Raw genomic sequence first — 26,766 nt, forward strand, 5'->3', positions numbered from 1 at the left:
AGATAAGAATTATTGTGTCAAATAAAATAGGTTTTTGGGCTATTTTTGCCTTAGTGATTAGCAGCCAAATTGGCTCTGGAATTTTTATGCTTCCAATTAGCCTTGCTCCATATGGCATGTATAGCCTTATAAGCTGGATAATATCAGGGCTTGGTGCTATATCTCTTGCTTTAGTTTTTGCCTCACTCTGCGCAAAATTTCCGGAAACGGGTGGCCCTCACGTCTATGTAAAGCATGCTTTTGGCCCTGCTGCAGCTTTTTTTGTTGGTTGGACGTATTGGGTGATCTCATGGGTTAGCACAACAGCCGTAATAGTTGTGGGTGTTGGTTATCTTACACCATTTTTCCATGAAGATATTCAAAACGTACATCTGTTTTTAGAGATGTTATTACTTACAATTATTACACTAATAAATTTTAGAGGAGTAGCTACTGCTGGACGTGTTGAGTTTTTATTGACGGTGATAAAAATTTCTGTATTGCTTGTAATACCTATAGCAGCATTGTTTTTTTTTGATAGAAATAACTTCATCATAAGTGAAGAAATATCAAATCTTACAACATCGCAGATTCTTGCCCGTTCTACACTTATTACTCTATGGGGTTTTATTGGAGTTGAATTGGCAACAGCACCTGCAGGGTCAGTTGATAATCCAGCTAGAACAATACCAAGAGCTGTGGTACTTGGAACAATCTCTGTTGCTGTTGTGTATTTTATCAACAATCTTGCAATTATGGGATTAATAAATGGCAATGATTTAGCAAGTTCAAGAGCACCATATGTTGACGCAATAAAAATTATGGCCTCTGGCAATTGGCACTTGATTATTTCTATAACTGCGTTCATTTTTTGTGTTGGTACTTTAAACGCTTGGGTACTAGCTAGTGGACAAGTGGCCCTTGGCCTTGCAAAAGATAAACTGATGCCACAGTTTTTTGCTCAAAGAAACAAGCACGGTTCTCCTTTCTGGGGCATAACAACTAGCTCAGTTGGAACTGCAACTTTACTAATCCTCACTTCAAGCAACAATTTTGCTAAGCAGATCACATCAATTATCGACTTTTCTGTAGTTTCATTTTTATTTGTTTACCTTGCATGCAGTCTTGCTTTTCTCAAAGTTATTGTGCAAGAAAAGAGTTGTTACAAATTTTTAATTGGCAGTATAGCAACAACCTTTTGCTGCTGGGTAATATTTGAAACTTCTGTGAATACCTTGCTGATCGCAAGCTTATTCACTGCAAGTGGCGTACCTCTTTATTTATTTTGGTATCGCAGAGTTTCTGTATAGCAAATGTTATGTATCTGTTCAGCAGAGTGGCAAAATAAGGTAGACGAGAAAAGACAACTATAGGAAGAAATGGGTGTCATGCCAGTGCGTGACACTGGCATCCAGTTCTTTCGCGCAGTTCCATCAAAAACGTTGTAAAGGATTAATCGCTTTCGTGTTTACCAACTTAGTGCCCAATCTGGATCCCAGATACTGTCTCTGCTGTCAAACAAATTATCCAACAAAATTACAATTAAATGGTTGATTATTTTTAAGAATACCAAAAAAGACATGCATTAATTTTCGCATTAACGCAAGAACTATGACTTTTGGACATTTGCCTTTACTTGCTAGACGCTGACAAAACTTTTGAAAATGATTATTATGGTTTTTGACTACTATAGCTGGCATATAAAGAGCTTTTCGAATACGCTCAGATCCTATTTTGCATATGCAACTTCTCTTACTTACTGACGATCCCGATTGATAATGTCCTGGCAGCAAAAGCTGTAAATTGTTTAGCATTGTCAAAGTTATCAACTGATGGCATTTCTGCGACAACAGCAACAGCAGTAAGATATCCTATACCTTTTATAGTCTTAAGGTTTTCCACCATATTTTTTAGATGTGGATAGTTATTTATATGCTCATTAATTTCTTTTTCGAGAACAATAATTTGCTCCTCTATTGCCAAAATTACTTTAGATATAGCTTCTTTGCAACTGGAATGCATATTTTTGTTTTCCAAGCGATTTGTCTGTTGCACCTTATCATCTTTTAGCGATTGCATGCAACGGTAAAGCTCCCTCAAATGCCTCATTTCAGGTGCAATGGGCTTCCAAAGAGCAGGTTTGTTGGCGATACAAAATCTAGCTATCATAGCTGCATCTGATTTATCTGTCTTATTTCTGAGCAGCTCACTTTTGCCAAAAGCTTTCTGGGTTTACTATACTGACATTATGTCCTAAATCGTGCATAAAAGTAGCCAAATCTTCTCCATACCAACTAGTTGCTTCAAGACATAAATGAGTAAGATTTGCTCCATGGCCATTGCACCAAACTACAAGTTTTGCAAAACCATCTTGATTATTTTGAAAGACTTTGTGTCGTTTTTTACTGTCCACTAACAAACAAACATCAAATTTCTTTTTTGAAATATCCACACCCAAAATAGCATTTACTTGCATAAAATTGCCTCCAAGACTATAAATAAACTGAGAGTTTAGACTAACCTTGTAATACGGGATATAATTCCAAAAGATACTGTTCAGTCTTTAACTCTATGGGAGGGAAGCAAAATCTGGCTTAATGGCATTAGTGTCGCATCAGCTTCACCCTCCCTGTGAGGTATTTTAGCTCTAATGCCTCACATCATAAAGATACAAGTGTCACGCACTGGGATGACGAGAAAGGAGCACTGGAATTTTTGTTTCAATATTTGTACATGAGCCATGCATCTGAACAGATACAATGTTATAACTAGAGATAATTTTTAAATGATTGATATTTATGAACTACGACTTTTCTTGTTGTCCACTTGTTCAACATTACCCTTCTCAAGTTTACTATCTACTTCTTTTGTGTGTTCATCATCTATACTAGTTTCATCTTTTATCTTACTAGGGTAATCTTCCTGCGATTTTTTATATGCTTCCATGTTGTCATATATAGGGTTACTGATGATTTCTATTTTTTCAGGTATGAAAATCCTTGCTAAAAATCTCCTTATTATTGGTATTGACCTTAAGAGATCTCTTAGCTTTGAAGATTCTTGTCTTTTGTTTAGAGACTGTTGGTCTATTTTAGAGGTTTTTACACCATACTTTTTATCATCAAAATTTATTGTAGGCTTTCTTTTATTCGAAAGAACACTTTGGGCCTTTGATCCATTGGTTCCTTCAGGCCCTTGAGGTGTAGACATTGCAGGTTTAACCTTAGTTTCATCGTATTCCTTACTCATCTTTCATTTCATTATGTAATATTACTAATATTGCATAATAATAGCTAAATTACAATTAATTGCAAGGTAAAAATATTAAAACAATTGTAAATTTTGTCAGTAAAAATATAATAGAACTTTAAAATTAGAGGTTCATCTATATGAGATACAAAATTGCTGTTATTGGAGCAACCGGAAGAGTAGGGCGTGAGGTATTAAGCACGCTTGCTGAATTTCAAGATGAGGCGATAGATTGCGTTATTGCACTTGCATCGAAAAAATCAGAAGGGAAGAAGGTGAGCTTTGGTGACAAAGAGTTAACAGTTTTATGCCTTGAGGATTATGACTTCGTTGGAACTAATGTAGCCATTTTCTGTGCTGGATCTCATGTTTCTGAAGAGTATGTACCAATTGCAACACAGGCTGGATGCATCGTGATAGATAACAGTTCCCATTTTAGAATGAAAGAGGCTGTGCCACTCATTATTCCAGAGATTAATAAAGAAAAAATTATGGAATATAAAAACCACAACATAATATCCAATCCAAACTGTACTACAATACAGATGCTGCTAGTACTACATCTATTACACCAAAAAGCAAAAATAAAGAGAATCGTTGCTTCAACTTATCAATCAACTTCTGGTGCAGGCAAAGCAGCAATGGATGAGCTCTATGACCAGACAAAAAAAATCTTTATGAACGAAGCTAAAAAACCCAAGATATTCTCTAAGCAAATAGCATTCAATTGCATTCCCCATGTAGGAGAATTCATGGAAAATGGCTCTACAGAAGAGGAATGGAAAATGCAAGAGGAGACAAAAAAAATTTTAGAGGAAAATATAAAAGTTACTGCAACTTGTGTAAGGGTACCCGTCTTTATCGGTCACGCTATGGCAGTAAATGTGGAATTTGATCAACATATCACTGAAGAACAAGCTCGTGAAGTGCTAAGTGAAGCCGAAGATAGTGGAGTTTTAGTGTACAACAGGCGTGAAGATAGTGAATACATAACTCAAATTGATGTTGTACAGGAGAATGCTGTATATGTATCGCGTATTAGAAGAGACAATACTGTTGAGCACGGATTAAATATGTGGATAGTGGCTGACAACCTGCGCAAAGGCGCAGCATTAAATATAGTGCAGATTCTTGAGATTTTGATAAGAGAGCATTTGTCAATCAAGTGCATATAGAGCGCACGTACGTTGTAATTCGAAGGAAATTGTATATCACATGGCAGCGCGTGACGCTGGAATGGCTTTGTTGCATCGCTACTTATGAAAGGCTAACTATAATTAGGATTATAAGCAACTTATTGAAAATCTTGTTTTTTTTGCAATCAATCTGATCAAATTTAAGAATAGTAACTTGTTATTTATATTAATAAATTTAATTCTATTGAAAATAGCTAAAGCATTGAAATTCTTGAATTTTAGCCGGATTAGTGAGTGGTAGTGAAATTTCTTTTACTCAAATTTAGGTATTCACTGACCGTTCTTGTTATAAATACCAGAATAATAAGCTACTGATATTCTCCACCTTTTTTATCTTTAATCCATCATAGCTAGCGATGCAACAAAGCCGGCTGGATTCCAGTGTCAAGCCCTGGAATGACACCATTTGCTGTGCAGTTTACCTTCAAAAATGAATGTTCGTACAGCTATGGAATAAATCGCGGTATGACGGTTCGCAGCGGTATAGTAACTCGTCACCCCGCTACTTGTTAGCGGCTGAGATACCGCGGCGGTATGACGTAGAAGCTATACTTTTATACTCACCAACTCAGTATCCAATCTGGATCCAAGTAGTCAAGCTATTCGGATGACACCCTCATAAAGTGAAATGAGATCCCGCTAACACGTAGCGGGATGACGGGAAAAGAGGTACTGGGAGACATCCCTCCTGGTAGACCCAAATCACAATGTTCGCACAGTTGTGCGTCACGCGCTGCCGAACACTGTATGGTTATACAAGAAAAATTAAGGCTTAAAAGGAAACTTAAGCAGCTAATAGGACCTAAGCCTTCTTAATAAAACATAAAAAGCCCCTTTACCACCATGTTTTTTCGTAGCTTGCTGGTAGTATAGAACCATATGCTGGATTTTAGTATCATTTAACCACTTATTTAAGTTATTCTTTATAGTGTCTGTTTTATTTGTTGCACTGCCGTATCCCGTAATTACTAATAAACATCTATTTCCTGCTCGATAATTTTTGATAATAAAATCTATCAATTTACAGTAAGCATCCTCTATATTATAGCCATGCAAATCGAGCTTATCGCTTATAAAATATTTACCCCTATCAACTTTTGATTTTGTGTTTTTGTCAAGACAAAATGATGAGTTACCATTATTGGTATTAAGAAAATTCCTTTGTAAGTCGGAGGTACCTTTATCAACCATAGACTTTATATTTACTTTATGATCAACTTTTAAAGTAACTTTTCCACATTTTATTGGCTTAACATTTTTTTGCCAATCCAACTCATCGTCCGACATAAACGCATTAATCGAATTGTATAATTTTACAACAATATCCAAACATAGTAAAATGTTGCTTATTCTATGAAAATCCAATTTTCGATAATACGATGAAATCGTCAAAAACTAATGAGAATTTTTGGCTGTATGGAAAGCACACCTGCATGTCAGCACTGAAGAATAAAAATAGGCGGTGTATAGAACTGTTAGTAACAGAAAATTTCTATAGAGAACATGAAAAAGAAATTAGGCAATGTGCAAATAGTAAGGGCATTAAAGTTCGATTAGTAGAAAACAAAATACTTAATGACGTTTTACCCAAAGGTGCTAACCATCAAGGAATTGCTTTAAATGTTGCCCCTATTCTTTATAACTTAAGCATCGAAGAAGTAGCTGAAAGCTCAAACGACAGCTCTACTATAGTCATTTTAGATCAAGTCACTGACACACACAATATTGGGTCAATTTTAAGAACTTCGGCCTGCTTTAATGTTAACGCATTGGTTTTACCACATAACCATTCACCAAGTGAAAATGCATCTATTGCAAAAGCAGCAAGTGGAGCTTTAGATATCGTTCCGCTAATATACGTTACAAATATAGTGAAAACTATGGAGTATTTAAAAAAGGTCGGTTACTGGTGTTATGGGTTTGATTGCAATACTAAAGAAAATATAGATGAAATAAAGAGTTTTGAGAAAAAAAGAGTAATTATTTTTGGTTCTGAAGAGAAAGGGGTACGAAGACTAGTTAAAGAAAACTGTGATTATCTTTTAAAAATACCAATGTCAAATGCAATTAACAGTTTAAATGTTTCAAATGCAGCAGCAATAGGCCTATATTCTATTTATATTAAAACAAATGCCAGCGCATAGCTGTTTATAATAAAAATACTTGATAAAAATGTGGTTTTATATTATAATGTGTTAAATAATAGACAAAAGGAGTTATATTATGTCTTACATGAGAAATGAACAGGATATTCGCTCTCAAGGCGTTTATTATAGTGCTGGGCTTAGAAGTTACCTAACTAAAGTATACAATTACATGGCTTTAGCTTTGGGCGTCACAGGACTTGTTGCATTTTTAACGGTGTTTTCTGGTCTTTTTCAGGTGATTTATTCTAATCCCGTCCTATCGCTTGTGGTAATGTTATCTCCGGTTGCATTGGTGTTCTACATGTCTTATAGAATTCAACACCTAAGTGCTCAGTCTGCCGTTACTATATTTTTCTCGTTCTCAGTGTTAATGGGGCTTTCCTTATCTTATGTTTTTATAGTTTATACCGCAGAAAATATAGCAAGGGCGTTTTTCATTACATCAATCATGTTTGGCTCTATGGCTTTATATGGCAATACTACAAAAAGAGATCTTACAAGTATGGGCTCTTTCTTGATTATGGGAGTCTTGGGGATAATTATAGCATCCATAGTAAATTTATTCCTTGGAAGTAGTCCTCTCTACTTTGCAATATCGTTCATATCAGTAATAGTCTTTACCTTAATGACTGCGTATGATGCTCAAAGAATCAAGGACGTTTATTATAAACATAATGACGGATCAGAAGTTGCTACTACTAAATTGGCAATACTCGGTGCAACTAATCTTTATTTTGACTTTATTAATATATTTCTCAATCTACTCAGGTTACTTAACTTGTTCAACAATAGGGATTAGATGTTTTCCTTTTTAAGGAAAGGCAGTAAGAATTCTATAGTTTTCTTTCTAATATCTCTAGTTGTATTGATGTTATGTCTTGCATATGCATCGGTGCCTCTATATAGCATTTTTTGTAAAGCTACTGGGTATGGTGGCACAATAAGAAAAGTAACTAACACAACAACAAATATAACTAACCAAAAGATCAGGGTCCATTTCAATGCTGATATAATGTCCGATCTACCTTGGGAGTTTAAATCAGAAACTAACTACTTTGACGTAAACATAGGAGAACAAAGTTTAGCGTTTTATTACGCAAAAAATCTATCTGATCAGCCTTCATTTGGTATGGCAGTATATAACGTTACGCCTTTCAAAGCAGGTAAGTATTTCAATAAAGTTGCATGTTTTTGCTTTGAAGAACAAATGTTGCTAGCAAAACAAAAAGCAGCTATGCCCGTATCTTTCTATATAGATCCTGAGATAATGCTTGATAGTAATACAAAAGATTTGAGCGAAATAACACTATCATACACGTTTTTTAAGCTTAAGTAATAAACTTTTTCCTATTGTCACCCAAGCAGCGTGAGCTATAGCTAAACTGACTTAGATTTACCGACAATTTGAAAAACTGTCATTCCGCTACCCGTTAGCGGGATCTATGCTTTGAGATACCGCGGCGGTATGACGAATCCGATAAGGTAAACCTCGTCATCCCGCTACTTGTTAGCGGGATCTCCGCGGCGGTATGACGTGTTAGCTATAGAAGGAGTGCGTTGTTATTCAAATAATGATTAGGCAACAGATCTATTGAATTGAGCAGGAGTTCTTATTTGCTTTTTGCGCACCGACTACTTGTGTCTCAGTGCTTGGTGTTATCAATTCCCATCCTTCATTATTTGCTTCACAAGCATCCCAATACTTAGCCAATTCCTTATTATTTTTTACAGAATTTGGCACTTCTATGTTGGGATTTTTTTCTAATGTATGCTTAATTAGAATCTTACAGCAATCTTTGCATTCAATTGACTTCTCTGCATCATATAATTTAGTAACACAATCTAAAGCGGTATTTCCACCGTAGTGTTCATGTGGGCTATCACTTACCCCCGCTTCTATGAGAGCCTTTAACACATCTGGAGAACGCGTCAAAGCGCAGGCATGTAAATATCCTTTCTCATTTTGCACGTTAGCCCCTGCTTTTATTAAAACTTGCGCTAGATTTGGTAAAGCGTAAGGCTTGTGATTAATAGCAATAGAAAAAAGACTATCTACTGGAAAGCCATCATAGTCTTTCAAATCAAATTTGTGATTAATATCAAAACCTTTTTTTTCCCAAGAAGCATATAAATATTCATAATAGTTTTCTTTGCTTGAAGTTCGCATTCCACTTTCTAGCCTTTCTTTTATTTTTTTTATTATATTACTAGTATCTAAATCGTTATCTTCATCCACTTTGTACAACACATTATACAAAACACTATAAAGCCAAGTTTCTCTATTCATTATAATTTATACCTTAAAACTATTAATATACACTTATGTAGTATATAAACTCTAAATAACATTTTGCAAAATATTAATTGTTAGATAACATAATCAAAGTTTTTATCTTACATTCATCATGGTTAGAGCTATACAAATAAAAAAAACTGGGGGACCAGAAGTATTAGAATTTGTAGATAAGAGTATAGGTGAGCCAAAAGGCGAGGAAGTCTTAGTGCGTCACACAACTATCGGCTTAAATCGTTATGATTTAGAGCACAGAAAAGGTACACGCAAAATTAAAAATTTACCATCAGTGCTTGGAGTGGAAGCAGTGGGAGTTATTGAAAAGCTTGGTAAAAAAATCAGTGATGGGTTGAAGGTCGGAGATAGAGTTGGATATTGCACAGCTCCTCCAGGGGCATATTGTGAAAAGCGCATTATACACCAGAAATATCTGATAAAAATTCCAGATGACATATCTGATGAAGTTGCTGCTGCAGTGCTGTTTAAAGGTATGACAGCTCACTATTTAGTTAATCAATCTTATAAAATCAGGCCTGGTGCTTTCGTGCTAGTTCATGGGGCTAATGGTGGCTTAGGACAAATAATATGCCAATGGGCAAAGGATAAAAAAGGTGTAGTGATAGGTTCTGTAAGCTCTGATGAAAAAATGAAGATAGCTTTACAAAGTGGCTGCACATACGCAATAAACTACAATGATAAAGACTTCGTTTCTAAAATTATGGAGATTACGCAAAACAGAGGAGTAGGTGCAGTATATGACCCCATAGGTTACGCTACAAGCAAGCTCTCTTTTGAATCTTTAGGCAGGTTCGGCATATACGTTTCCTATGGGCAGATATCAGGTAACGCTCCTATTAGTTTTTCTTTACTTAGTTCACGTTCGTTATTTGCAACTGGAACCTCAATATACCATTATAAGCATGATAGATTCACATTAGTGCTTACCACAATGGAAATCTTTGAGATGATAAGAAAAAAACTTTTAACTGTACGGATCAATAAAAAATATAAATTTGATGAAATAATTCAAGCACATCGTGATATGGAAAATAGAAAAGCGAGTGGGTTAAATATTATCAAAATCTCTTAAATAAATTAGTAATTTAAACTAACCATTCATTAAGTCATATCAACTAGAACTTCACATATTTAATTCTCCTTTTGGGGGAATTAAAAGCATATAGCTAAACTGACTTAGATTTACCGACAACCGTCATCCCGCTACTTGTTAGCGGAATCTATACCGCGAATAGACTTCTTGCATAACCCAAATTAAGTAGAAAAAGGTATCATCCGAGTAACTGACACTGGTTCCTTTATGACGGTAGTAGCCCTCCTTCTCCTGTCATTCCAGTGCTCTCTTCTTGTCATCCCAGTGCCCAGACACTGGGATGGCTTTGTTGCATCACACTTTATGAGATGGTGATTTATGGTAAATTCATGTAACTATCTCAAATTTAGCCATACCAATATCAGTGAATTTATTAAGCAAATAGCATTTGATTAGCAGTTCTTTTTCTCGATTTATCTCAGATTTATTCCTAAAACTAAATCCGAATATTTGCTTTAATCTTGAGAAAAACCCTTCAATATAAGATCTTTTCCCATAATTTACTTCTTTTTTCCATTCTTTCATGCCATCTTCACCGTATAATTTTATTAACCTAATAGCAGCATTCCTGTCAGACATATAATCTATTTCTGGATGTTCTGCCGCATTGTTTATTGGTGGAATTTTTGTCTTTATATCATATTCGTTACACAACTTATAAAACTTGTGCCTATCACATGCTCTATCTGCATATAGTGCTTTTATGGCATGCTGAAAATCAACTTCTTTTAGCAAATCACAAGCTCCATAGTGATCAGCCGTTACTGTATTTTACAGCTATGGCTTTTTTGTTGTTTATATTCAACATTACGTGCAATTTTCTCGTTTGCTCATAGCCACGATATTTTCTGTCAGTGCTATCAACTATGTTTTTTAAAAATTTTTTTATTTGTGTAATTTTGCAAATTATATGGGCAATAAAAACCCGTTTGTCATAGAAATAGAATTTTATATCAAACAGCTACCACAGCAATTTCTGCTTAAGCTAATGAATATGTGCTTTAAGTCTGTGTGGACGCACATATTCATTAGCCAATTTCAGTTACCGTTGTGAAGATTTTTAAGTATGCAAATTAATTGCTTCTTTAAGTCTTGTATTAGCAATTACTATAATTTTACGCATTAGGGCTGTTATAGCCACCATCTTCTTCTTACCACTTTCAACAAGCTTAGAATAAAAGGCGCCAAGTATAGATTTCGACCTTGTAGCAGCCATAGCGGCTGTAAAGAGCTTTGAACGAACGTTACTTCTACCACCTGTAATCCTTCGGTAACCAACAGCTTTACCACTTTCTTTTGGATGCGGTGCAACTCCGGCAAGACTTGCTACTTCTTTTCTATTTAAGTAACCAAGCTCTGGCATTAAACACAAAAAATCTTGTGATAACTTTTTACCTATTCCAGGAACTGTTTTAAGAATTTTTTGGCGTTGTTGTAATTCGCGGCTTTCATCAATAATCTTTTGTATAGTATCATTGAGTTCGTTTATTTGACTATCGAAAAACTCAATGGTCTTTTGACAGCTTTCTTTTATATGATCATTTTCCGGTGCTTCAAGTCTGCATTTTTCTTGAGTTCTCATTTGCGTAATATCATCACGACGTTGACAAAGTGCAGCCAAAGTTGATTGTTCTGTAGAGGTAGGTACAAATAGAGAGATAGTTCTATGGCGTTCAAATCCATATTGAGCAAGAGCTCTTGCATCTGATCTATCAGACTTTGCTAAAGTTCCGTGAGATAAAATAAAGCTTTTTACTTTACGAGTATTAGCTCGATGCACGGCAATATTTTTGTCGGTAAGAAAATGTGATAAGCCAAGCTCATATTTCCCTGTATTTTCTAAAGTCACTAAAGCATTAGGTAGAATATCTGAAAACTCTTGAAATAATTGTTGCCAACCAGAAGCATTATTATCAAATTCGACAGCATTCTTCTGTTTGTGAATTGCAACGACATTTTTAAATTTTCCGATGTCAATGCCAATAAAATTTTGATAAGATGTAACCATAATAAACCTCGATAGTTTTAGTTAATTTAAGATTGTAAACGGGTGCATATATATGTCCCAAGCAACTATTCAAACGTATCGAGAGATAGGGCTAGCGTACCTTGATACCAACGGTTGTAATACCAATTTCCTTTCGGTCGCGCACGCCCGCTATTCCTAGTGAGCAGGGTTATCTTTCTCTCTTATCTCTTTTATATCACGTTTTTAACTTACAATTGCCTTAGATGGAAAATAGAGATATTACATAAAATTTTAAATTCGGTTTCAAAGTTGAAGAATGTAGGCTTGGAATAGCAGAAAGACTAATGAGATATCTAACAGTTATGAGTATTATTGCTTGGAGGATCTTCTTTATTACATCAATTGCAAGAGCTAACCCAACATTACCATGTACTACCTTATTAGCTGAAGAGGAATGGAAAGTTTTATACGTTAAAATACACAGAAAACCATGTCCAAGTGTAGTTCCCAAGATAAAAGAAGCTGTTTCATGAACTTGGAGGCCATTTAGCAAGAAAAAATGACCCAGAACCAGGACCTTATGTTCTTTGGAAAGGATATAAACGTCTCTTTGATTTAGCAGAAGGATGGCGACTTGCTCACGAACCTCATATTTGTGGGTAATAGTAAGTTGTTAGCGGGATCTGGAGATACCGCGGCGGTATGACGTAGGGAATCTTACTTATTATAGCTATAGTTCTACATGAATTACAAAAGTAATATTTACTAGATCTTAATATTTTAGATCTATATTTTAATAAATAATGAGCTGTAATTAGTATGAATAATCCATTTAAAAGTGAGAACTATAAAAAAAATCTCGATTCTCTGATCAAAGCTGTAAAGCTAGGAAATGCAGAGAAACAATATAACAAAACGTTAAGGGATTTATCTCATGCATTAGAAGGTTTTACAGGTGAGGCAAAAGGTATAGCTGAGTTTGTTATATATACTGACTTGAACAATTATGTAGAACAGCCATTAGGTCTTTTTAAAACATTAATGAATAGAATTTTGGGAAAAAATTTTCCAACCAAGAACAGTAGTATAAGTAATTTTGTAAATGATGAGTTGTCAAGTTTCACTTTAGAAACAGCAGCTAAGTATACAAGAATTTTAAAAAAAATTGATCTCTTGGAACAATTAGAAAAAGATTTCAGAAAAAATAATATTTTAAAAGATTCTTTAAATTTAGAACAAAGTGAAAAGAGTCAAGGAAAAGATAGATCACACGAAGTGAGTTTGGAAGGTAGAAAGCAAAAGGAAGGTACTTTTGAGCTGCGAAAAGAAGAACAGCCGAAAGAAAAATTAGGTGGTAATCGCATGAGGCAAATAAAGCGACCAACAACAGCACCTCCGGCTGCTCCAGATTCGAGGAAGGTACGCTTTAAATCAGAAATATCCTCAGATGGAGAAAGCAAGGCAAAGTCTACATCTTCTTTACTAAAAGGAGCTAATAGTTTTAGTATGCCTGATGCTAAGGAAAATCCTTCTGAGGATTCAGGCTATGAAAGTTCATTAGATCAGGGGTCTGAATATGAAGACATATCAAATTATCAAGAGAAAAAGCAAAAGGAAAATCCTTTATATGAGCAGAGAGAAGATTCAGGCTATGGAAGTTCATTAAATGAAGAGTCTGTATACAAAGAAATATCAAATTATCAAGAGAAGAAGAGTAAAATTTTAATAGAAAATTCGCAGAGTTCAAAATCGCCCAAAGAAGAGCCAATTTATGCAACAGTTCCTAAAGAACATATAGAAGCAAAAAGAGAACGTAAGCAGAAACAACAACCTCAATCCCTCGTACCACCAAAACCACCGCAAGTGCCAAAAAAAATGTTTACTACTGGTCAAGAAGTTAGACAAGAATCGAAAGTGGTAATCAAAGATAAACCTGCAGTACCGCCAAAGCCTAAAAATCTAAGCCGTGCTAATCAAAAAGTAAGCACAGAGCCAAAAGTAGTAGGAGTAATTCTTAAAAAATCAGCTGAAAGAGTACCACTAAAATCTGAAAATCAAGACAATAGGAAATCAGCACAAAAAGCTGCTGGTAAGGCGATACCAAAAGTAGCAGCAGCTACTATGAAAGGAGGAGCTAATCGCGAGATGGGCAGTAAAGTAAAGGCATTAAAAGAAAAATTTGAGCAAAATCAAGCAAAAGGAAATGCTAATGTACAGCTTGCTGAAAGCAAAACCACTCCAGCAGCACAAGCGGATATCGGTGTGAAGAAAAAACAATCTCATTCATTTCTAACAGAGAATAAAAGATCTGCAACGAAACACGTAACAGCAAAATCTGATCCAAAATCTCATATCAGCAAAAATTCCCTTCTCACGCATGCAAATGTAAAGGAAATGGTTGCACAAATTGAGAAAGGAAAAGGAGGAAGATAGTAACATTTGGGAAAAAAACATATGTGTCAAGTCAAGAGATTGTGAGCAAATTTAGGAAATTATAGCTAAACTGACTTAGATTTACCGACAATTTGAAAAACCGTCATTCCGCTAACTATAGTATTTTCAAAAGCGAATGATAAAGGTATAATATGTTTTTTTAAAGTAGGGAAAGCGATGGTATATAGTGTAGATTTAAGGGAAAAAGCAGTGTCTTTGGTAGAAAAAGGAAAGTCAAAGGTTGAAGTTGCAGAGGTTTTTGAGATAGACACTATATAGATGGCTAAAAAAGAAAGCTACTGGCCAAGGTCTCAAAGCGGTAAAAAGTACTGGTTTTATTCGAAAAATAGATCCAGAAATACTCAAAGAATATGTCAAAAAACACCCAGATCACACACTAGCAGAAATGAAACAAAACCTTGGCTTTGGGATAAGTGCAATTTGGTATAGATTAAGACAGCTAAAAATAACCTTTAAAAAAAGTCACATTCTATCAAGAGCGCAATCAAGAAGATAGGCAGCAATTTATCGATAAAGTCTCAAAAATAGACCACTGTAGCATTTTATATATAGATGAAGCAGGAGTTGATAATAGACTATACCGAGAATATGCACGAGCTCCAAGAGGAGAAAAAATATATGCTGATGTTCCAGGAAAAAAGCGGGAAAGAGTGAGTATAATAGGTGGATGAGAAGTTTATTGCACCAATGACCTTCACAGGAGGGTGTAATAAAGATATATTTAATGTATGGTTAGAGCGAAGATTACTTCCACAATTACAGCGTGATACAACCATAGTTATGGATAATGCTACATTCCATAAAACTCCCAAAACAAAGTCATTAATAGAGTCTTTTGGCTGTCATTTGCTTTATCTTCCAACATATTCACCTGATCTAAATCCGATAGAGCATTGTTGGCACACCATCAAAAGTTGCCTCAGACCTCTAATGCATCAATGTACAGACTTACACCTTTTAGTTGGTAATACCATTTTAGACGTTTATCATTCGTTTTAGAAAATACTATAGTTGAAATAGCGCAGTTACTCACCCCATAAATTTGGTGCTCTCTTTCAATCAAAGGTGTCTTGCTGCTTGAAATGTTTTCTTTGTAAAAATTTGGCTTATCTTTATATCATCTCATTCAAACAGCATTAACATAACTTATGCCTTTTTTGGATGTAGAAATTTTCTAGGAATTGTCTTTTTGAATTCTATGGTATTTTGTTTAACATTGAAACAAGAGGCCAGTGTCACGCACTGGCATGACACCCATTTGTTCCTATAGTTGTCTTTTCTCGTCTACCTTATTTTGCCACTCTGCTGAACAGATACATAAAGAAAGTGGAAAATTGGACATTCTCAACTCGGCTCCTGCAGATTAAAAATTAAGTTGAATAAAAATTGGATTTGACGCAGTTTTTTCCCATAGTTTAAGAAATTAAAAGTTTAACGATTAGAATTATAATTACAAACCACAATAAAAAATAGACTTTTCCATTTGATTTATTTTTAATTTGGATGTTTTCTAATTTTTTATCAGCTATTAGGTTTAATTTTTCTATAAGGCTAAATATCCCTTGGATTGTTTTTACAGGATAAGAACTTCTAATTTTTTCCCTATACCCTATTTTACTTTCATGTTGACTGCTTATCCACGCTTCAACTACTTTCCACATATTGATTTCTGGGTAGATCTTTCTACATGTCCCTTCCAGTAAAATCATAGTTTTCTGCAGCAATAACAATTGTGTTTGAACTTTCATATCAAAATCACCAGTTATTTTTAATAGCTGAGCAAGTAAACTAGCAAATGAAATCTTCTGTATAGGCTGCCCAATAATGGGTTCACCTATTGCCCTGCAAGCTGTGACAAAATTTCTATGCTGTGATGAAACGTAACCAGCTTTAAAGTGCATTTTTGCAACGTGATCATAATCCCGATTTAAAAAGCCTTTGAGTATCTCTATAACGTAATAGCATGTCTCACGATCTATTCTACCCATGATTCCACAATCCAGAGCAATAATATTGTTATTACTATCAACCATTAGATTTCCAGGATGCATATCAGCATGAAAAAAACAATCCCTGTATACCTGATTACAAAACGATTCTATAAGATTGATAGCTATTTGCTTATGATTATTCAGTTTTTCAACTTCGTATATTGGCGTTGCTTCTATCCATTCTAATGTTAAAACCTTTTTCGAAGTTCTATTCCAATCTACTTCAGGTACGTAAAAACCTCTTTCATTTTTTGTGTTTTCCTTTAGTTCCGAAGAGTGAGCAGCTTCAAAACGTAGATCTAACTCTAATCGGCAAATTTCAGCAAAAGTTTTAACTAATTCAATTGGCCTCAGCCTTTTTGATTGTTCGCTAAATTTTTCTGCAATTTCTGCGAGCCAAGAAAGCATTTTTATATCCCTTGAGAATGTTTTCTCAATATTTGGCCTTAAAACCTTCACAGCAACTTCCTTACCCTCAGTTGTAACCGCTCTATGCACCTGAGAAATCGATGCTGCTGCAATTGGCTTTTCAGAAAAGCTTGAAAAAATGTCGCTCAATTTACAATTAAACTCACTTTCTATAGTTTTAACTGCTATTTTATGTGAAAACGATGGCAATCTATCACATATCAATAACAAGTTATTTGTTATATCTTCATTTAAAACATCAGTACGTGATGAGATAGACTGCCCAAACTTAATGAACACCGGACCTAATTTTTCAAGAGCACACTTTAGCTTGTGGCCTTGTATTTTATTTATTGATTTTTTTGATGGTGGAAGTAAATAAGGTAATATATTGTAACGCGTCAGCACCGTAGTTATGTGCAGAAGACGCAAAATATTTTGAATCATTTCGCTGCGTAACTGCTAAATATTTCATTTAGGGTTCTATTTTTCATAATCTCATCAGGCTTGCCTTGGCAATAGATAGTATTATTTATACAAATTATGTAATCTGAGGATGGTAGAGCAGAGTTAAGATCATGAGAAGTCATAAGAATCGATACCAATCGTTTTTTTGCTATTTTATTTATAATATCATAAAATTTAGCCCGCGCGTTAATATCCATTGCACTAACTGGTTCATCTAGAATGATCAAGTCAGGCTCTGCAATTAAACAACGTGCAAGTAGCAATAATTGTGTTTGCCCTGCAGAAATTTCTAACACTTGATTCTTCAAAATGTTACCGATACCAACCAACTCTATCGTTTCTGTAATAATGGATTGATTTTTCTTTAGTCTTTTCAAGGAGCTATTTAAAAGAAAATATTCAACTGTTATTGGCATCAAATTACTAATACTAAAATTTTGCGGCATGTAGCTAATTTTTGTGTTCTCAGCTAACACAATATTTCCAGTATAATTTTTATTTATACCAGCAATTGCTTTCACTAAAGAGGTTTTACCTCCACCATTTGGACCAAGTATTGTAATTATGTCTCCTCTTTCCATGAACATATTGATATTGTCAAGGATTCTTTTACCATCATATGCGAGAGCAAGATTTTCTATTTTTAGAACACGATTATTGACATTATTCAATTTATTGACAAAATTTAACTTCTTCTCAACGTTTATATGAGACATTTACTGACTTTTTTTCTATTACTTTCATTTACACTATACTATAATATCGCCTTTTCATCCAATTTAAAAGTTGTAGCTACAATCAAACCTATCCACTCACTTGTAGCTTCTGTTACAGAAGGGATTTTAGAACCGGAATTGCTTGGCTATGCAACATCTGCACATAATTATATATTAAAGCCATCTGATGCGAGTAATTTAGAATCAAGTGACGTTATATTTTATGTTGACGATAACTTAGAGACGTTTGTTCAAACTTTCGCCAAAAATAATAAAGAACTAGTGCAATTGTCAAAGGCAATCAACCTACTTCCTACTCGGCCACATTCATTTTCTAGAAAAATCACTCACATTCAAGATGAAAAAGATTTACACATGTGGCTGAGTCCCGAAAATGCAAAGAGCATGATACTTTCTATAAGTGCAACATTGTCTGACATAGATAAAGGAAATTCCCATCGATACAGTTCTAATGCAACAAAAGCTATAAAAAAAATAGACCAAGAAGTAAAAGAAATCATGAAAGAACTGAATGATTTTAAAAATCAAAAATACATCGTTACTCATGATGCTTATCAATATTTTGAAAAATATTTCGGTCTAAATCATCCAAGCGCTATTCTTTCCATAGAAGAGGATTCTTACATAGGTATGAAGAGTTTAATGAAGCTAAAAAAGATAATGAAGGAAGAAAACGTTAAATGTATATTTGCTCATTCACAGGAAGATAGCATAAAGCCTAACGCCCTTTCTAATGACGCAAAAATGGTAGTTCTTGATCCTATTGGATCAGACATAGAGCCTGGAAAAGATGCATATCTAGCTATAATCAATAGCATTGCACAAAATTTTAAGTCTTGTTTTGTTGAGTAATAAGTTCCCTTTTAGCTTACTGTTTTATTGTTCTACAAATCAAGAAGAAGTGAGTTTACAACAAATGGTGTCATTCCAGTCTGGAATCCAGCTTTTTCATAATCATCAAAACGTTGTATTTTAACATAAAACGGCTACTTTTATGCTTACTAACTTAATAAAATTCCTGGATCCCAGACTGGGATGACATCGTAGGGGTGCTGGCCTGATAACCGTCATCCCGCTACTTGTTAGCGGGATCTAGAGATACCGCGAATGAATCGCGGTATGACGGTTCGCGGCGGCATGACGATAAGGTTTATACCTTGTCATCCCAGTGCTTGACACCGGGGTTGATTTATCTTGTCTACCTTATTTTGCCACTCCGCTGAACGGATACCATATTATGCAGGTTTAGAATTATGCTTTATTCTTACGTTTATGTCTTGGCCCAATACAATCAATAAGTTAAGCAAGTATTCTAAGGAGAACCCTTCGATTTTTGACCTATTGATTTGAGATACTTTAGGTTGATCAATCTTTAGAGCGTTTGCTGCTTTTTTCTGTGTTGTGTACTTCTTACTTATTAATTGTGCAATGACCTTTATTAATTTCAGTTTTGTATCTTTCACATCCCCCAACTCTACTATTATAGGATAACTTAATTGTAAATTTTGCATAATAATAAAATTCCTTATAAAAAAATTACTTTAGTTTTTCTTCTTTAAATAACACATGCCTTCTGACTACTGGGTCATACTTCCTAAACTCCAGTTTTTTGGTGAGCTTTTTTGGATTACGCTTTTTTACATAAAAATAGCCAGTTGATTTTTCTTCACCAGTTTTTGTTATCTTGATTGCAGTGCTGACTAACTTAACGAGCAAAGAAGCATTTTTTTTCGCCATACTTATAATGATATAATAAATTCTATGCGAGTTTATTACGCAAAATACTAAAAGTCAATCGAATAATGCAGATTGCAAAATCCTTGACAATCAACAGTGCATTAAGTAGCATAAAGTTAACTTCAGAATAAAAAGCAAACGGTAAATAAGTGACAAATAGTGGTAAAAGGGTATTATTGATAGAAAATTCTATCTGTTCTAATGAGGTAAGAGTTGCCTTGTCAATTAATAACAAGGTTGTAGAATTTGAACAAGAATTCAAGGAAAAAAAACAATTAAGAGGTAATATATACGTTGCTTATATAAAGCGTATAGAGCCTTCTTTGCAAGCCGTATTTATTGAATATGGGAAAAATAAGCAAGGTTTTTTGTCTTTTTCCGAGATATCTCTAGATTACTTCAACATTCCAGAAAAAGAAAAGGAAACTATCTTTGAGGGCTACTCAAATGACGATTGTATAGAAGAAGCCTCAGCAAATGTTTCTTCAGATTCTGCAGCTAGTAAGAATGTCAACGGATCAGGTAGTGGTTTTGTAAGAGAGGTACCTTTATATAAAAAATACAAATTACAAGATGTTATTTCAGTAAATCAAAAAGTATTGGTCCAGCTAACTAAAGAGGAACGAGGCAATAAAGGAGCTTCATTTACAACATACATAACTTTAGTGGGTAGATACTGTGTTTTCATGCCAAATTCCATGAGTAAAGGTGGAGTGTCTCGCAGAATTGAAGATGCTAATGTCAGAAAGCAGTTAAAGGAGATACTGAGTTCAATAAACTTGCCAAAAAGATCAGGTTTAATAGTAAGAACTGTTGGTTCAGGAAAAAATAAGAAAGAAATTGAGCAGGATTACAATTACTTATCCTCATTATGGCAGAGCATTCAAAAAAATGCCTTCTCTGTAAACGTTCCATCATTAATTTACAATGAAGCAGATGTAATTATGAGATCTGTTCGTGATTTTTGTAGCGATGGTATAGAAGTTATAGTGTCTGGAAAGGAAGCTTTTGAGGCAGTTAGGCAATATGCTAACAATGCACTAAAAGGTAGTAAGTTGCGCTATAGATTGTATAGAGGTTATGCTCCGATCTTTACTTACTACGGAATCGAAGATCAAATTTCTGAGTTATATAGCAATAGAGTAGAATTGCCATCTGGTGGGTCTTTGATAATAACTTTAACTGAGGCGTTTGTTTCAATAGACGTAAATTCAGGAAAGATGACAGGAGAAGATAGCATAGAAGAAACAGCTTATAGAACCAACATGGAAGCAGTACCTGAAATATCAAGACAGGTGAATCTTAGGGGCCTATCAGGATTAATAGTAGTCGATTTTATTGATATGTTGAAATATCAGTATTGCAGAGCTGTTGAGTCTGCTATAAAGCAAGCGTTTAAAGATGATAAAGCTAAAGTTCAATTTAGCTACATAAATGACTTTGGTTTAATGGTATTTTCAAGACAAAGAATTAAACCAAACATACAAGAAATTAATACTACAGAGTGTTTACACTGCAAAGGTACTGGAAGAGTAAAATCAAACGAAGTAATTGTTTCATCAATACTAAGGGATTTACAACATATTGCTAACAAGAATCGAAATAAGTCTTTTGATTTAGTAGCACACAGTGCAGTTATAGCGCACATTTTTAATAACAAACGCAATACAGTTTCTACAATCGAAAAAGAGTTTAATATTACATTGAACGTTAGTATTGATAACAGTTTAGATGTAAATACATTTGTTTTAAAACAAGGAGATGATGTTAATTTAAACGGTTATAAGCCATTACAGAACTCTGGATACCAAATTGGGGATAGCAGCAATGAAGAAGCTGATAATTCAAATAAACTACGAGGCAATTTTTGGCTGACTAAGTGGCTTTCGCGCCTTTTAAGTTCTAATAACTAATTAGAAACCTAAATTGGGCTTGTAATTAATGAGCCCTATACTTATATATTCTTATATCAGATAATATTTACAATGGGGTACTCATTATGGGAAGAGCAATAGGCATAGATCTCGGAACAACAAATTCTTGTGTTGCAATAATGCAGGGCAAGGATACAAAGGTAATAGAAAATAAAGAAGGGGCAAGAACTACTCCATCTATAGTTGCATTGACTTCTTCAGGAGAAAGGTTGATTGGTGCTCCAGCAAAAAGGCAAGCAACCACCAATGCAAGTAATACCTTTTTTGCTACTAAGAGATTAATAGGCCGTCAATATAGTGATCCTGAGATGAAAAATCTAAGTGTACCATACAAAGTATTTGCAGCAAAAAGTGGTGATGCATGGGTTAAAACAACTGATAATAAAGAATATTCTCCTAGTCAAATTGGTGCATTTATACTACAAAACATGAAAGAGGCAGCAGAAGCTTATCTTGGAGAGGAAGTAAAAGATGCTGTGATAACAGTGCCAGCATACTTCAACGACTCTCAACGTCAAGCAACAAAAGATGCAGGAAAAATTGCCGGATTAAATGTACTCAGAATAGTAAATGAACCGACTGCTGCAGCACTTGCTTATGGTCTTGATAAGAAACATGGGCACACAATAGTAGTATATGACCTTGGTGGTGGTACATTTGACGTTTCAATACTTGAAATAGGTGATGGAGTTTTCGAAGTGAAAGCAACAAACGGTGATACCCATCTTGGAGGTGAAGACTTTGATAATGGAGTAGTGAGTTATTTACTAGATGAATTCAAGAAAAGTAATGGCATTGATTTGAAAAATGATCCAATGGCTATGCAAAGAATCAAAGAAGCTGCTGAAAAAGCGAAAATTGAATTATCAAGTGCAATGGAAACGGAAATAAATCTACCGTTTATTACAGCTGATGCAAGTGGTCCAAAACACTTAAATATGAAATTAACGAGAGCAAAACTTGAAAGCTTAGTGAATGATTTAATCGAAAGAACTATGGCTCCTTGTAAAAAAGCTCTTGAGGATGCTGGTTTATCTGCTAGTCAAATTGGCGAAGTGGTTCTTGTTGGTGGCATGACTCGTATGCCAAAAGTCATAGAGAAAGTTAAAGAATTCTTTGGCAAAGATCCACATAGAGGAGTTAACCCTGATGAAGTTGTAGCAATTGGAGCTGCAATACAGGCGGGGATCATTCAAGGTGATGTAAGAGATGTGTTACTACTTGATGTGACCCCACTTTCTCTTGGTATTGAAACTCTAGGAGGAGTATTCACTCCACTTATTGAGCGTAATACTACAATTCCTACTAAAAAATCTCAGGTGTTTTCAACTGCAGAAGATAACCAAACAGCTGTTACAATTAAGGTGCATCAGGGTGAAAGAAAACTGGCAGTTGATAATAAGCTACTCGGTCAGTTTAGTTTGGAAGGGATACCTCCTGCTCCGCGCGGAAGGCCACAAATTGAAGTGACATTTGATATAGATGCAAATGGAATAGCACACGTTTCTGCAAAAGATAAAGCTACTGGAAAAGAGCAAAAAATACGCATTCAATCTTCAGGTGGTTTATCTGATGATGAAATAAATCGCATGGTAAAAGAAGCTGAAGAAAAAGCGCAAGAAGATGAAAAGCGCAAAAAGTTTATTGAAGTGAAGAATCAAGCGGATAGCTTAGTCCATTCTACAGAAAAGTCTCTGACAGAGTATGGTGATAAAGTTTCACCAGAAGATAGATCTGCTATTGAAAATGCAGTTAACGAATTAAAAGAAGTTAGTAAATCTGATAACATTGATGACGCTGATTCAATACAGCAGAAAGTCACTAATCTTTCTCAATTATCTATGAAACTTGGAGAAGCTATGTATCAAGCATCTCAACAAAATAGTGCTGAAAATGGCTTTTCATCAGAAGGAAATCCAAATGATAAAGAGGAAAAAGTAGTAGATTCTGATTATCAAGACATAGATAATAAAGAAGAGAATAAGTAATTGCGATTGTCATCCAAGTAGCTGATACTGGGATGACAAGAGGAGCATATTGTTGCTTAAAGAAACCATTATGGATATTATTAAAACAATAGAAGAAAAGATACGCGATTCGATAGATGTAATTGATATCAACATTATCGATGAATCAGCAAAGCATGCTGATCATTATTTTGCTTCATCTTCAACATTACCTTCGCACATTAAATTAATATTAATATCTGACGGCTTTATTGGAATGAGCGTTCTAAAAAGACACAAGTTGATTTATGAGTTATTGAAGGGTGAGATAGAGCTAATACATGCAATTTCTCTTCACTTGTATACGCAAGATGAGTACAATTTAAAAAATAAATAATAAAAATGTGAAGGAAGAGTCTATATTAGTTAAAGCAGGAAGAAAATTTAATGACTATAAAGGTTCTATGAACCCGCCAGTTTATCATTCTTCTACCATATTATTCCCTACTTACAAGGACTACTTAAATGCAGCAAATGGAGAAAGTATATACGATGTAATCAACGATGATGTTGCAAGAGATTACAGCTATAGTAATGTTGGTACTCCCACTGTTCATTATTTTTCAAATGCACTGGCTGAAATTGAAGGAAGTGGACAAGCGCTTATTTTTCCTTCCGGACTATTTGCACTTACTTTTGCTATTTTGACTTTCACTAAAGCAGGTTCTCATGTTTTAATTCAGGATAACAGTTATTACCGACTCAAGAGATTTGCCGAAAATGAGTTACCAAACAGGGGAATAGAAGTAACTTTTTATGATCCAACACAGGATATAACTGATTTAATTCAGAGTAATACTTCATTGATAATGATCGAGACTCCTGGTTCTGTAACGTTTGAGATTTCGAATATAGAGCATATAGTAAAAGTTGCTAAAGAACGTGGAATCGTAACCGTTTGCGACAATTCATGGGCCACTCCTTTGTTATTTAAGCCGCTTGATTATGGAATTGATGTTGCACTATATGCGGTAACAAAGTATCTAGCCGGTCACTCAGATTTAGTGATGGGAGCTATGGTTGCTGAAGGTGAAACTTTTAAATTGCTTTATGAGAGCCATAAAAATTATGGGGTAACCATTCAATCGCACGACTGCTACCTTGCACATAGGGGACTAAGAACACTGCACACACGTATAAAAAGGCACCAAAATACAGCAATGGAAGTGGCAAAGTGGCTAGAAAAACATTTAAAAATCAAAAAAGTTTTGTACCCAGCACTTCCCTCCCATCCTCAACACGAATTATGGAAAGGTTACTTTAAAGGAGCAAGCGGCGTATTCAGTATAGTATTGGGTAGAGAATATTCATGTGAAGAACTAAGCTGCATGGTTGATCACATGAAAATTTTTGGTATCGGTGCTTCTTGGGGAGGGTGCGACAGTTTGATATTACCAATAGATCGTAGATCTATGTCAAGATCTGTAATGAATTCAGATTATGGTGGAAGTTTTATACGGATATTTTGTGGACTGGAAGATCCTGAAGATTTGATCTTTGACCTTAATGACGCACTAAAAAGGTTACCATGTTTAGACTTTCAAAACGATGAAGTAGGACATGAAACTGAGAGAATTACTGCATAACATTATTGATGTTAACTTTGATATTGAAATCAAAGGCGTCACATGTAATCCCAAGAAAATCAAGGAAGGTTATCTTTTTGTTTGTGTGTCAGAAAGGGATAGGATTTACATAGATCAGATATTATCTTGTGGAGCTAAAGCGATAATTGCAAGTGATTGCATAACAGAAGCTTCAAGCCTTGGTATCATTCCAACGCGTGATGCTGGAATCTGTATCTTCCACCCAAACCCTCAAGAAATATACAGCGAAATAGTCAGCAGGTTTTATCAATTCAAACAGCCAAAATATGTTGCTGCTGTAACAGGCACAAATGGCAAGACTTCAGTAGTAGAATTTTGCCGCCAGATCTGGCAAAACGCTGGCTATAATGCTGCGTCTATTGGAACACTTGGAACATGCATCAATAATGGTAGAAAAGGTAATAGCAACAGTCTTACCACTCCAGGTGCAGATGACCTTTACGCAGCATTACGTGATATAGATAATAAAAACGTAGAGCACTTAGTGTTAGAAGCATCAAGTCATGGGATTGATCAATATAGAATCCATGGATTAAAGTTGAGTGCTGCAGCTTTTACTAATTTCTCGCAAGATCATTTAGATTACCATAAAAGTCTTGGTGGATATTTAGAAACTAAAAAAAGGTTATTTTACGAAGTATTACCAGAAGGAAAAACAGCGATTTTAAATGCGGATATAGATGAATACGGCGCATTGCTTAAAATAGCTGAAAAACGCAGTAATAAAGTTGTGACTTATGGAAAAAAAGGCTCTGATATTACTTTATTAGAGCAAACATCAACCCCTAATGGTCAACATCTTACAGTAAAAATTGATAACCAAATTTACAATACATTTTTCCCAGTTTTAGGAAAATTTCAAGCATATAATCTGCTATGTGCAATTGGTATATCTGGATTAAATTACAGAGAAATATGCGTAGAAAAACTCGTTTCTCCACCAGGAAGAATGGAAAAAGTGAAACCTTTTGCATTCGTGGATTACGCTCATACTCCAAGTGCGCTTAAACAAGCCCTATTGTCTTTAAAATGGCATATCAACAAAAAAATAATTCTAGTTTTTGGATGCGGTGGAAATCGCGATCAGACGAAACGTTCAGAAATGGGCAAAATAGCACAAATGTATGCAGATAAAGTAATAATTACAGATGATAATTCGCGTGATGAAGATCCGGCAAAAATTCGCCACGATATTTTGCTACATTGCCCTGATGCACTGGAGATAGGAGGTAGGAGAGAAGCTATAGAGAAAGGCGTAGATATTGCCTATAACGAGGGTATGATTCTGCTAGTTGCAGGAAAGGGAAATGAGAAATTTCAAATTATAGGCAACCAAACTTTTGAATTTAGCGATGTTGAGGTTATTAAAAATCATGCCTTAACATACTGATTTTCGCAATGGGCTTACCTCCGCTAATGTGCGAATATTGAAGCAAAAGTGATGTCATCCCAGTGCTTGACACTGGGATGGCTTTGTTGC

At 34.9% G+C, this 26,766-nt stretch carries 25 protein-coding genes and 3 pseudogenes; 18 read left to right on the top strand and 10 right to left on the bottom strand.

Annotated features, from left to right (window positions below):
- The first annotated feature begins 14 nt into the window (after positions 1 to 14).
- Positions 15 to 1,289 carry an APC family permease gene (locus AAGD50_RS06470; RefSeq protein WP_010082345.1) on the top strand — a complete coding sequence of 425 codons (1,275 nt, stop codon included), beginning with the start codon at positions 15 to 17 and terminating at the stop codon, positions 1,287 to 1,289.
- Between the two features lie 213 nt (positions 1,290 to 1,502).
- Here AAGD50_RS06470 and AAGD50_RS06860 read toward each other — a convergent pair.
- Positions 1,503 to 2,455 (bottom strand): annotated as a pseudogene (locus tag AAGD50_RS06860) (IS110 family transposase).
- A gap of 320 nt (positions 2,456 to 2,775) precedes the next feature.
- Positions 2,776 to 3,228 carry a hypothetical protein gene (locus AAGD50_RS06485; protein WP_341810037.1) on the bottom strand — a complete coding sequence of 151 codons (453 nt, stop codon included), beginning with the start codon at positions 3,226 to 3,228 and terminating at the stop codon, positions 2,776 to 2,778.
- A 140-nt stretch (positions 3,229 to 3,368) separates the two neighbouring features.
- On the opposite strand from AAGD50_RS06485, the gene AAGD50_RS06490 reads away from it, so the two are divergent.
- Both AAGD50_RS06490 and AAGD50_RS06495 read left to right on the top strand, forming a co-directional pair.
- On the top strand, positions 3,369 to 4,403 hold the full coding sequence (locus AAGD50_RS06490; protein ID WP_341810038.1) for an aspartate-semialdehyde dehydrogenase: 1,035 nt from the start codon (positions 3,369 to 3,371) through the stop codon (positions 4,401 to 4,403).
- A gap of 402 nt (positions 4,404 to 4,805) precedes the next feature.
- Entirely contained in the window at positions 4,806 to 4,937 is a 132-nt protein-coding gene (locus AAGD50_RS06495; RefSeq protein ID WP_264723914.1) for a hypothetical protein, read from the top strand.
- 279 nt (positions 4,938 to 5,216) lie between these two features.
- Here the strand turns inward: AAGD50_RS06495 and AAGD50_RS06500 are convergent, their stop codons facing one another.
- Positions 5,217 to 5,711, bottom strand: coding sequence for a Smr/MutS family protein (locus tag AAGD50_RS06500; protein WP_264723915.1), 495 nt, complete (start codon positions 5,709 to 5,711; stop codon positions 5,217 to 5,219).
- 92 nt (positions 5,712 to 5,803) lie between these two features.
- Between AAGD50_RS06500 and rlmB the strand changes: the two genes are divergently transcribed.
- From rlmB to AAGD50_RS06515, 3 genes are all read left to right on the top strand, one after another.
- Positions 5,804 to 6,568, top strand: coding sequence for a 23S rRNA (guanosine(2251)-2'-O)-methyltransferase RlmB (rlmB, locus tag AAGD50_RS06505; RefSeq protein WP_264723916.1), 765 nt, complete (start codon positions 5,804 to 5,806; stop codon positions 6,566 to 6,568).
- A 79-nt stretch (positions 6,569 to 6,647) separates the two neighbouring features.
- The gene (locus AAGD50_RS06510; RefSeq protein ID WP_264723917.1) at positions 6,648 to 7,370 is read left to right on the top strand and encodes a Bax inhibitor-1/YccA family protein; all 723 of its coding nucleotides are present in this window, start codon (positions 6,648 to 6,650) and stop codon (positions 7,368 to 7,370) included.
- On the top strand, positions 7,371 to 7,907 hold the full coding sequence (locus AAGD50_RS06515; RefSeq protein WP_264723918.1) for a cytochrome c oxidase assembly protein: 537 nt from the start codon (positions 7,371 to 7,373) through the stop codon (positions 7,905 to 7,907).
- A 252-nt stretch (positions 7,908 to 8,159) separates the two neighbouring features.
- On the opposite strand, the gene AAGD50_RS06520 is transcribed toward AAGD50_RS06515, so the two are convergent.
- A complete protein-coding gene (locus tag AAGD50_RS06520) occupies positions 8,160 to 8,858 on the bottom strand; it encodes an ankyrin repeat domain-containing protein (protein ID WP_265024489.1) in 699 nt (232 codons plus the stop codon).
- Positions 8,859 to 8,976: 118 nt separating this feature from the next.
- On the opposite strand from AAGD50_RS06520, the gene AAGD50_RS06525 reads away from it, so the two are divergent.
- Complete coding sequence (locus tag AAGD50_RS06525; RefSeq protein ID WP_264723920.1) at positions 8,977 to 9,954, top strand: quinone oxidoreductase family protein; 978 nt, start codon at positions 8,977 to 8,979, stop codon at positions 9,952 to 9,954.
- A gap of 348 nt (positions 9,955 to 10,302) precedes the next feature.
- Here AAGD50_RS06525 and AAGD50_RS06530 read toward each other — a convergent pair whose 3' ends face one another.
- Complete coding sequence (locus AAGD50_RS06530; RefSeq protein WP_174516160.1) at positions 10,303 to 10,710, bottom strand: transposase; 408 nt, start codon at positions 10,708 to 10,710, stop codon at positions 10,303 to 10,305.
- A gap of 325 nt (positions 10,711 to 11,035) precedes the next feature.
- On the bottom strand, positions 11,036 to 11,983 hold the full coding sequence (locus AAGD50_RS06535) for an IS110 family transposase (protein WP_209472550.1): 948 nt from the start codon (positions 11,981 to 11,983) through the stop codon (positions 11,036 to 11,038).
- 216 nt (positions 11,984 to 12,199) lie between these two features.
- On the opposite strand from AAGD50_RS06535, the pseudogene AAGD50_RS06540 reads away from it, so the two are divergent.
- From AAGD50_RS06540 to AAGD50_RS06555, 5 genes and pseudogenes are all read left to right on the top strand, one after another.
- Positions 12,200 to 12,607, top strand: a pseudogene (locus AAGD50_RS06540) (IS4 family transposase); the annotation flags it as partial.
- A 156-nt stretch (positions 12,608 to 12,763) separates the two neighbouring features.
- Positions 12,764 to 14,377: a hypothetical protein gene (locus AAGD50_RS06545; RefSeq protein ID WP_155969333.1), complete on the top strand. Its 1,614-nt coding sequence runs from the start codon at positions 12,764 to 12,766 to the stop codon at positions 14,375 to 14,377.
- A 177-nt stretch (positions 14,378 to 14,554) separates the two neighbouring features.
- A complete protein-coding gene (locus AAGD50_RS06550) occupies positions 14,555 to 14,656 on the top strand; it encodes an IS630 transposase-related protein (RefSeq protein WP_213863610.1) in 102 nt (33 codons plus the stop codon).
- Between the two features lie 49 nt (positions 14,657 to 14,705).
- A pseudogene (locus AAGD50_RS06865) lies at positions 14,706 to 14,894 on the top strand (IS630 transposase-related protein); the annotation flags it as partial.
- A 167-nt stretch (positions 14,895 to 15,061) separates the two neighbouring features.
- Positions 15,062 to 15,397 (top strand): transposase, encoded by a 336-nt coding sequence (locus tag AAGD50_RS06555; RefSeq protein ID WP_049973597.1) that lies wholly within the window; start codon positions 15,062 to 15,064, stop codon positions 15,395 to 15,397.
- Between the two features lie 416 nt (positions 15,398 to 15,813).
- Here AAGD50_RS06555 and ubiB read toward each other — a convergent pair whose 3' ends face one another.
- Positions 15,814 to 17,244 carry a 2-polyprenylphenol 6-hydroxylase gene (gene ubiB / locus AAGD50_RS06560; RefSeq protein WP_264723923.1) on the bottom strand — a complete coding sequence of 477 codons (1,431 nt, stop codon included), beginning with the start codon at positions 17,242 to 17,244 and terminating at the stop codon, positions 15,814 to 15,816.
- Positions 17,241 to 17,981: a metal ABC transporter ATP-binding protein gene (locus tag AAGD50_RS06565; protein ID WP_155969337.1), complete on the bottom strand. Its 741-nt coding sequence runs from the start codon at positions 17,979 to 17,981 to the stop codon at positions 17,241 to 17,243. Before AAGD50_RS06565 ends, ubiB begins: the two co-directional genes overlap by 4 nt.
- Here AAGD50_RS06565 and AAGD50_RS06570 point away from each other — a divergent pair.
- A complete protein-coding gene (locus AAGD50_RS06570; RefSeq protein ID WP_155969339.1) occupies positions 17,973 to 18,854 on the top strand; it encodes a zinc ABC transporter substrate-binding protein in 882 nt (293 codons plus the stop codon). The genes AAGD50_RS06565 and AAGD50_RS06570 overlap by 9 nt on opposite strands.
- Before the next feature lie 383 nt (positions 18,855 to 19,237).
- Here AAGD50_RS06570 and AAGD50_RS06575 read toward each other — a convergent pair whose 3' ends face one another.
- The gene (locus AAGD50_RS06575) at positions 19,238 to 19,513 is read right to left on the bottom strand and encodes a helix-turn-helix domain-containing protein (RefSeq protein ID WP_010082632.1); all 276 of its coding nucleotides are present in this window, start codon (positions 19,511 to 19,513) and stop codon (positions 19,238 to 19,240) included.
- A 25-nt stretch (positions 19,514 to 19,538) separates the two neighbouring features.
- A complete protein-coding gene (rpmG, locus tag AAGD50_RS06580) occupies positions 19,539 to 19,739 on the bottom strand; it encodes a 50S ribosomal protein L33 (protein ID WP_010082633.1) in 201 nt (66 codons plus the stop codon).
- A 149-nt stretch (positions 19,740 to 19,888) separates the two neighbouring features.
- Here rpmG and AAGD50_RS06585 point away from each other — a divergent pair, with 149 nt between their 5' ends.
- The 5 genes from AAGD50_RS06585 to AAGD50_RS06605 all read left to right on the top strand — a co-directional run bounded on the left by AAGD50_RS06585 (position 19,889) and on the right by AAGD50_RS06605 (position 26,676).
- Positions 19,889 to 21,652, top strand: a complete 1,764-nt coding sequence (locus AAGD50_RS06585) for a ribonuclease E/G (RefSeq protein ID WP_095742804.1) — start codon at positions 19,889 to 19,891, stop codon at positions 21,650 to 21,652.
- Between the two features lie 86 nt (positions 21,653 to 21,738).
- Positions 21,739 to 23,661, top strand: a complete 1,923-nt coding sequence (gene dnaK, locus AAGD50_RS06590; protein ID WP_012673300.1) for a molecular chaperone DnaK — start codon at positions 21,739 to 21,741, stop codon at positions 23,659 to 23,661.
- A 70-nt stretch (positions 23,662 to 23,731) separates the two neighbouring features.
- The gene (locus tag AAGD50_RS06595) at positions 23,732 to 24,016 is read left to right on the top strand and encodes a BolA family protein (protein ID WP_077188332.1); all 285 of its coding nucleotides are present in this window, start codon (positions 23,732 to 23,734) and stop codon (positions 24,014 to 24,016) included.
- A gap of 7 nt (positions 24,017 to 24,023) precedes the next feature.
- On the top strand, positions 24,024 to 25,265 hold the full coding sequence (gene metC, locus AAGD50_RS06600; RefSeq protein ID WP_264723925.1) for a cystathionine beta-lyase: 1,242 nt from the start codon (positions 24,024 to 24,026) through the stop codon (positions 25,263 to 25,265).
- Positions 25,240 to 26,676 (top strand): Mur ligase family protein, encoded by a 1,437-nt coding sequence (locus tag AAGD50_RS06605; RefSeq protein ID WP_264339652.1) that lies wholly within the window; start codon positions 25,240 to 25,242, stop codon positions 26,674 to 26,676. Before metC ends, AAGD50_RS06605 begins: the two co-directional genes overlap by 26 nt.
- Positions 26,677 to 26,766: the final 90 nt, after the last annotated feature.

Source organism: Wolbachia endosymbiont (group A) of Apotomis capreana (genome assembly GCF_964027025.1).
Taxonomy (GTDB): Bacteria; Pseudomonadota; Alphaproteobacteria; order Rickettsiales; family Anaplasmataceae; genus Wolbachia; species Wolbachia pipientis.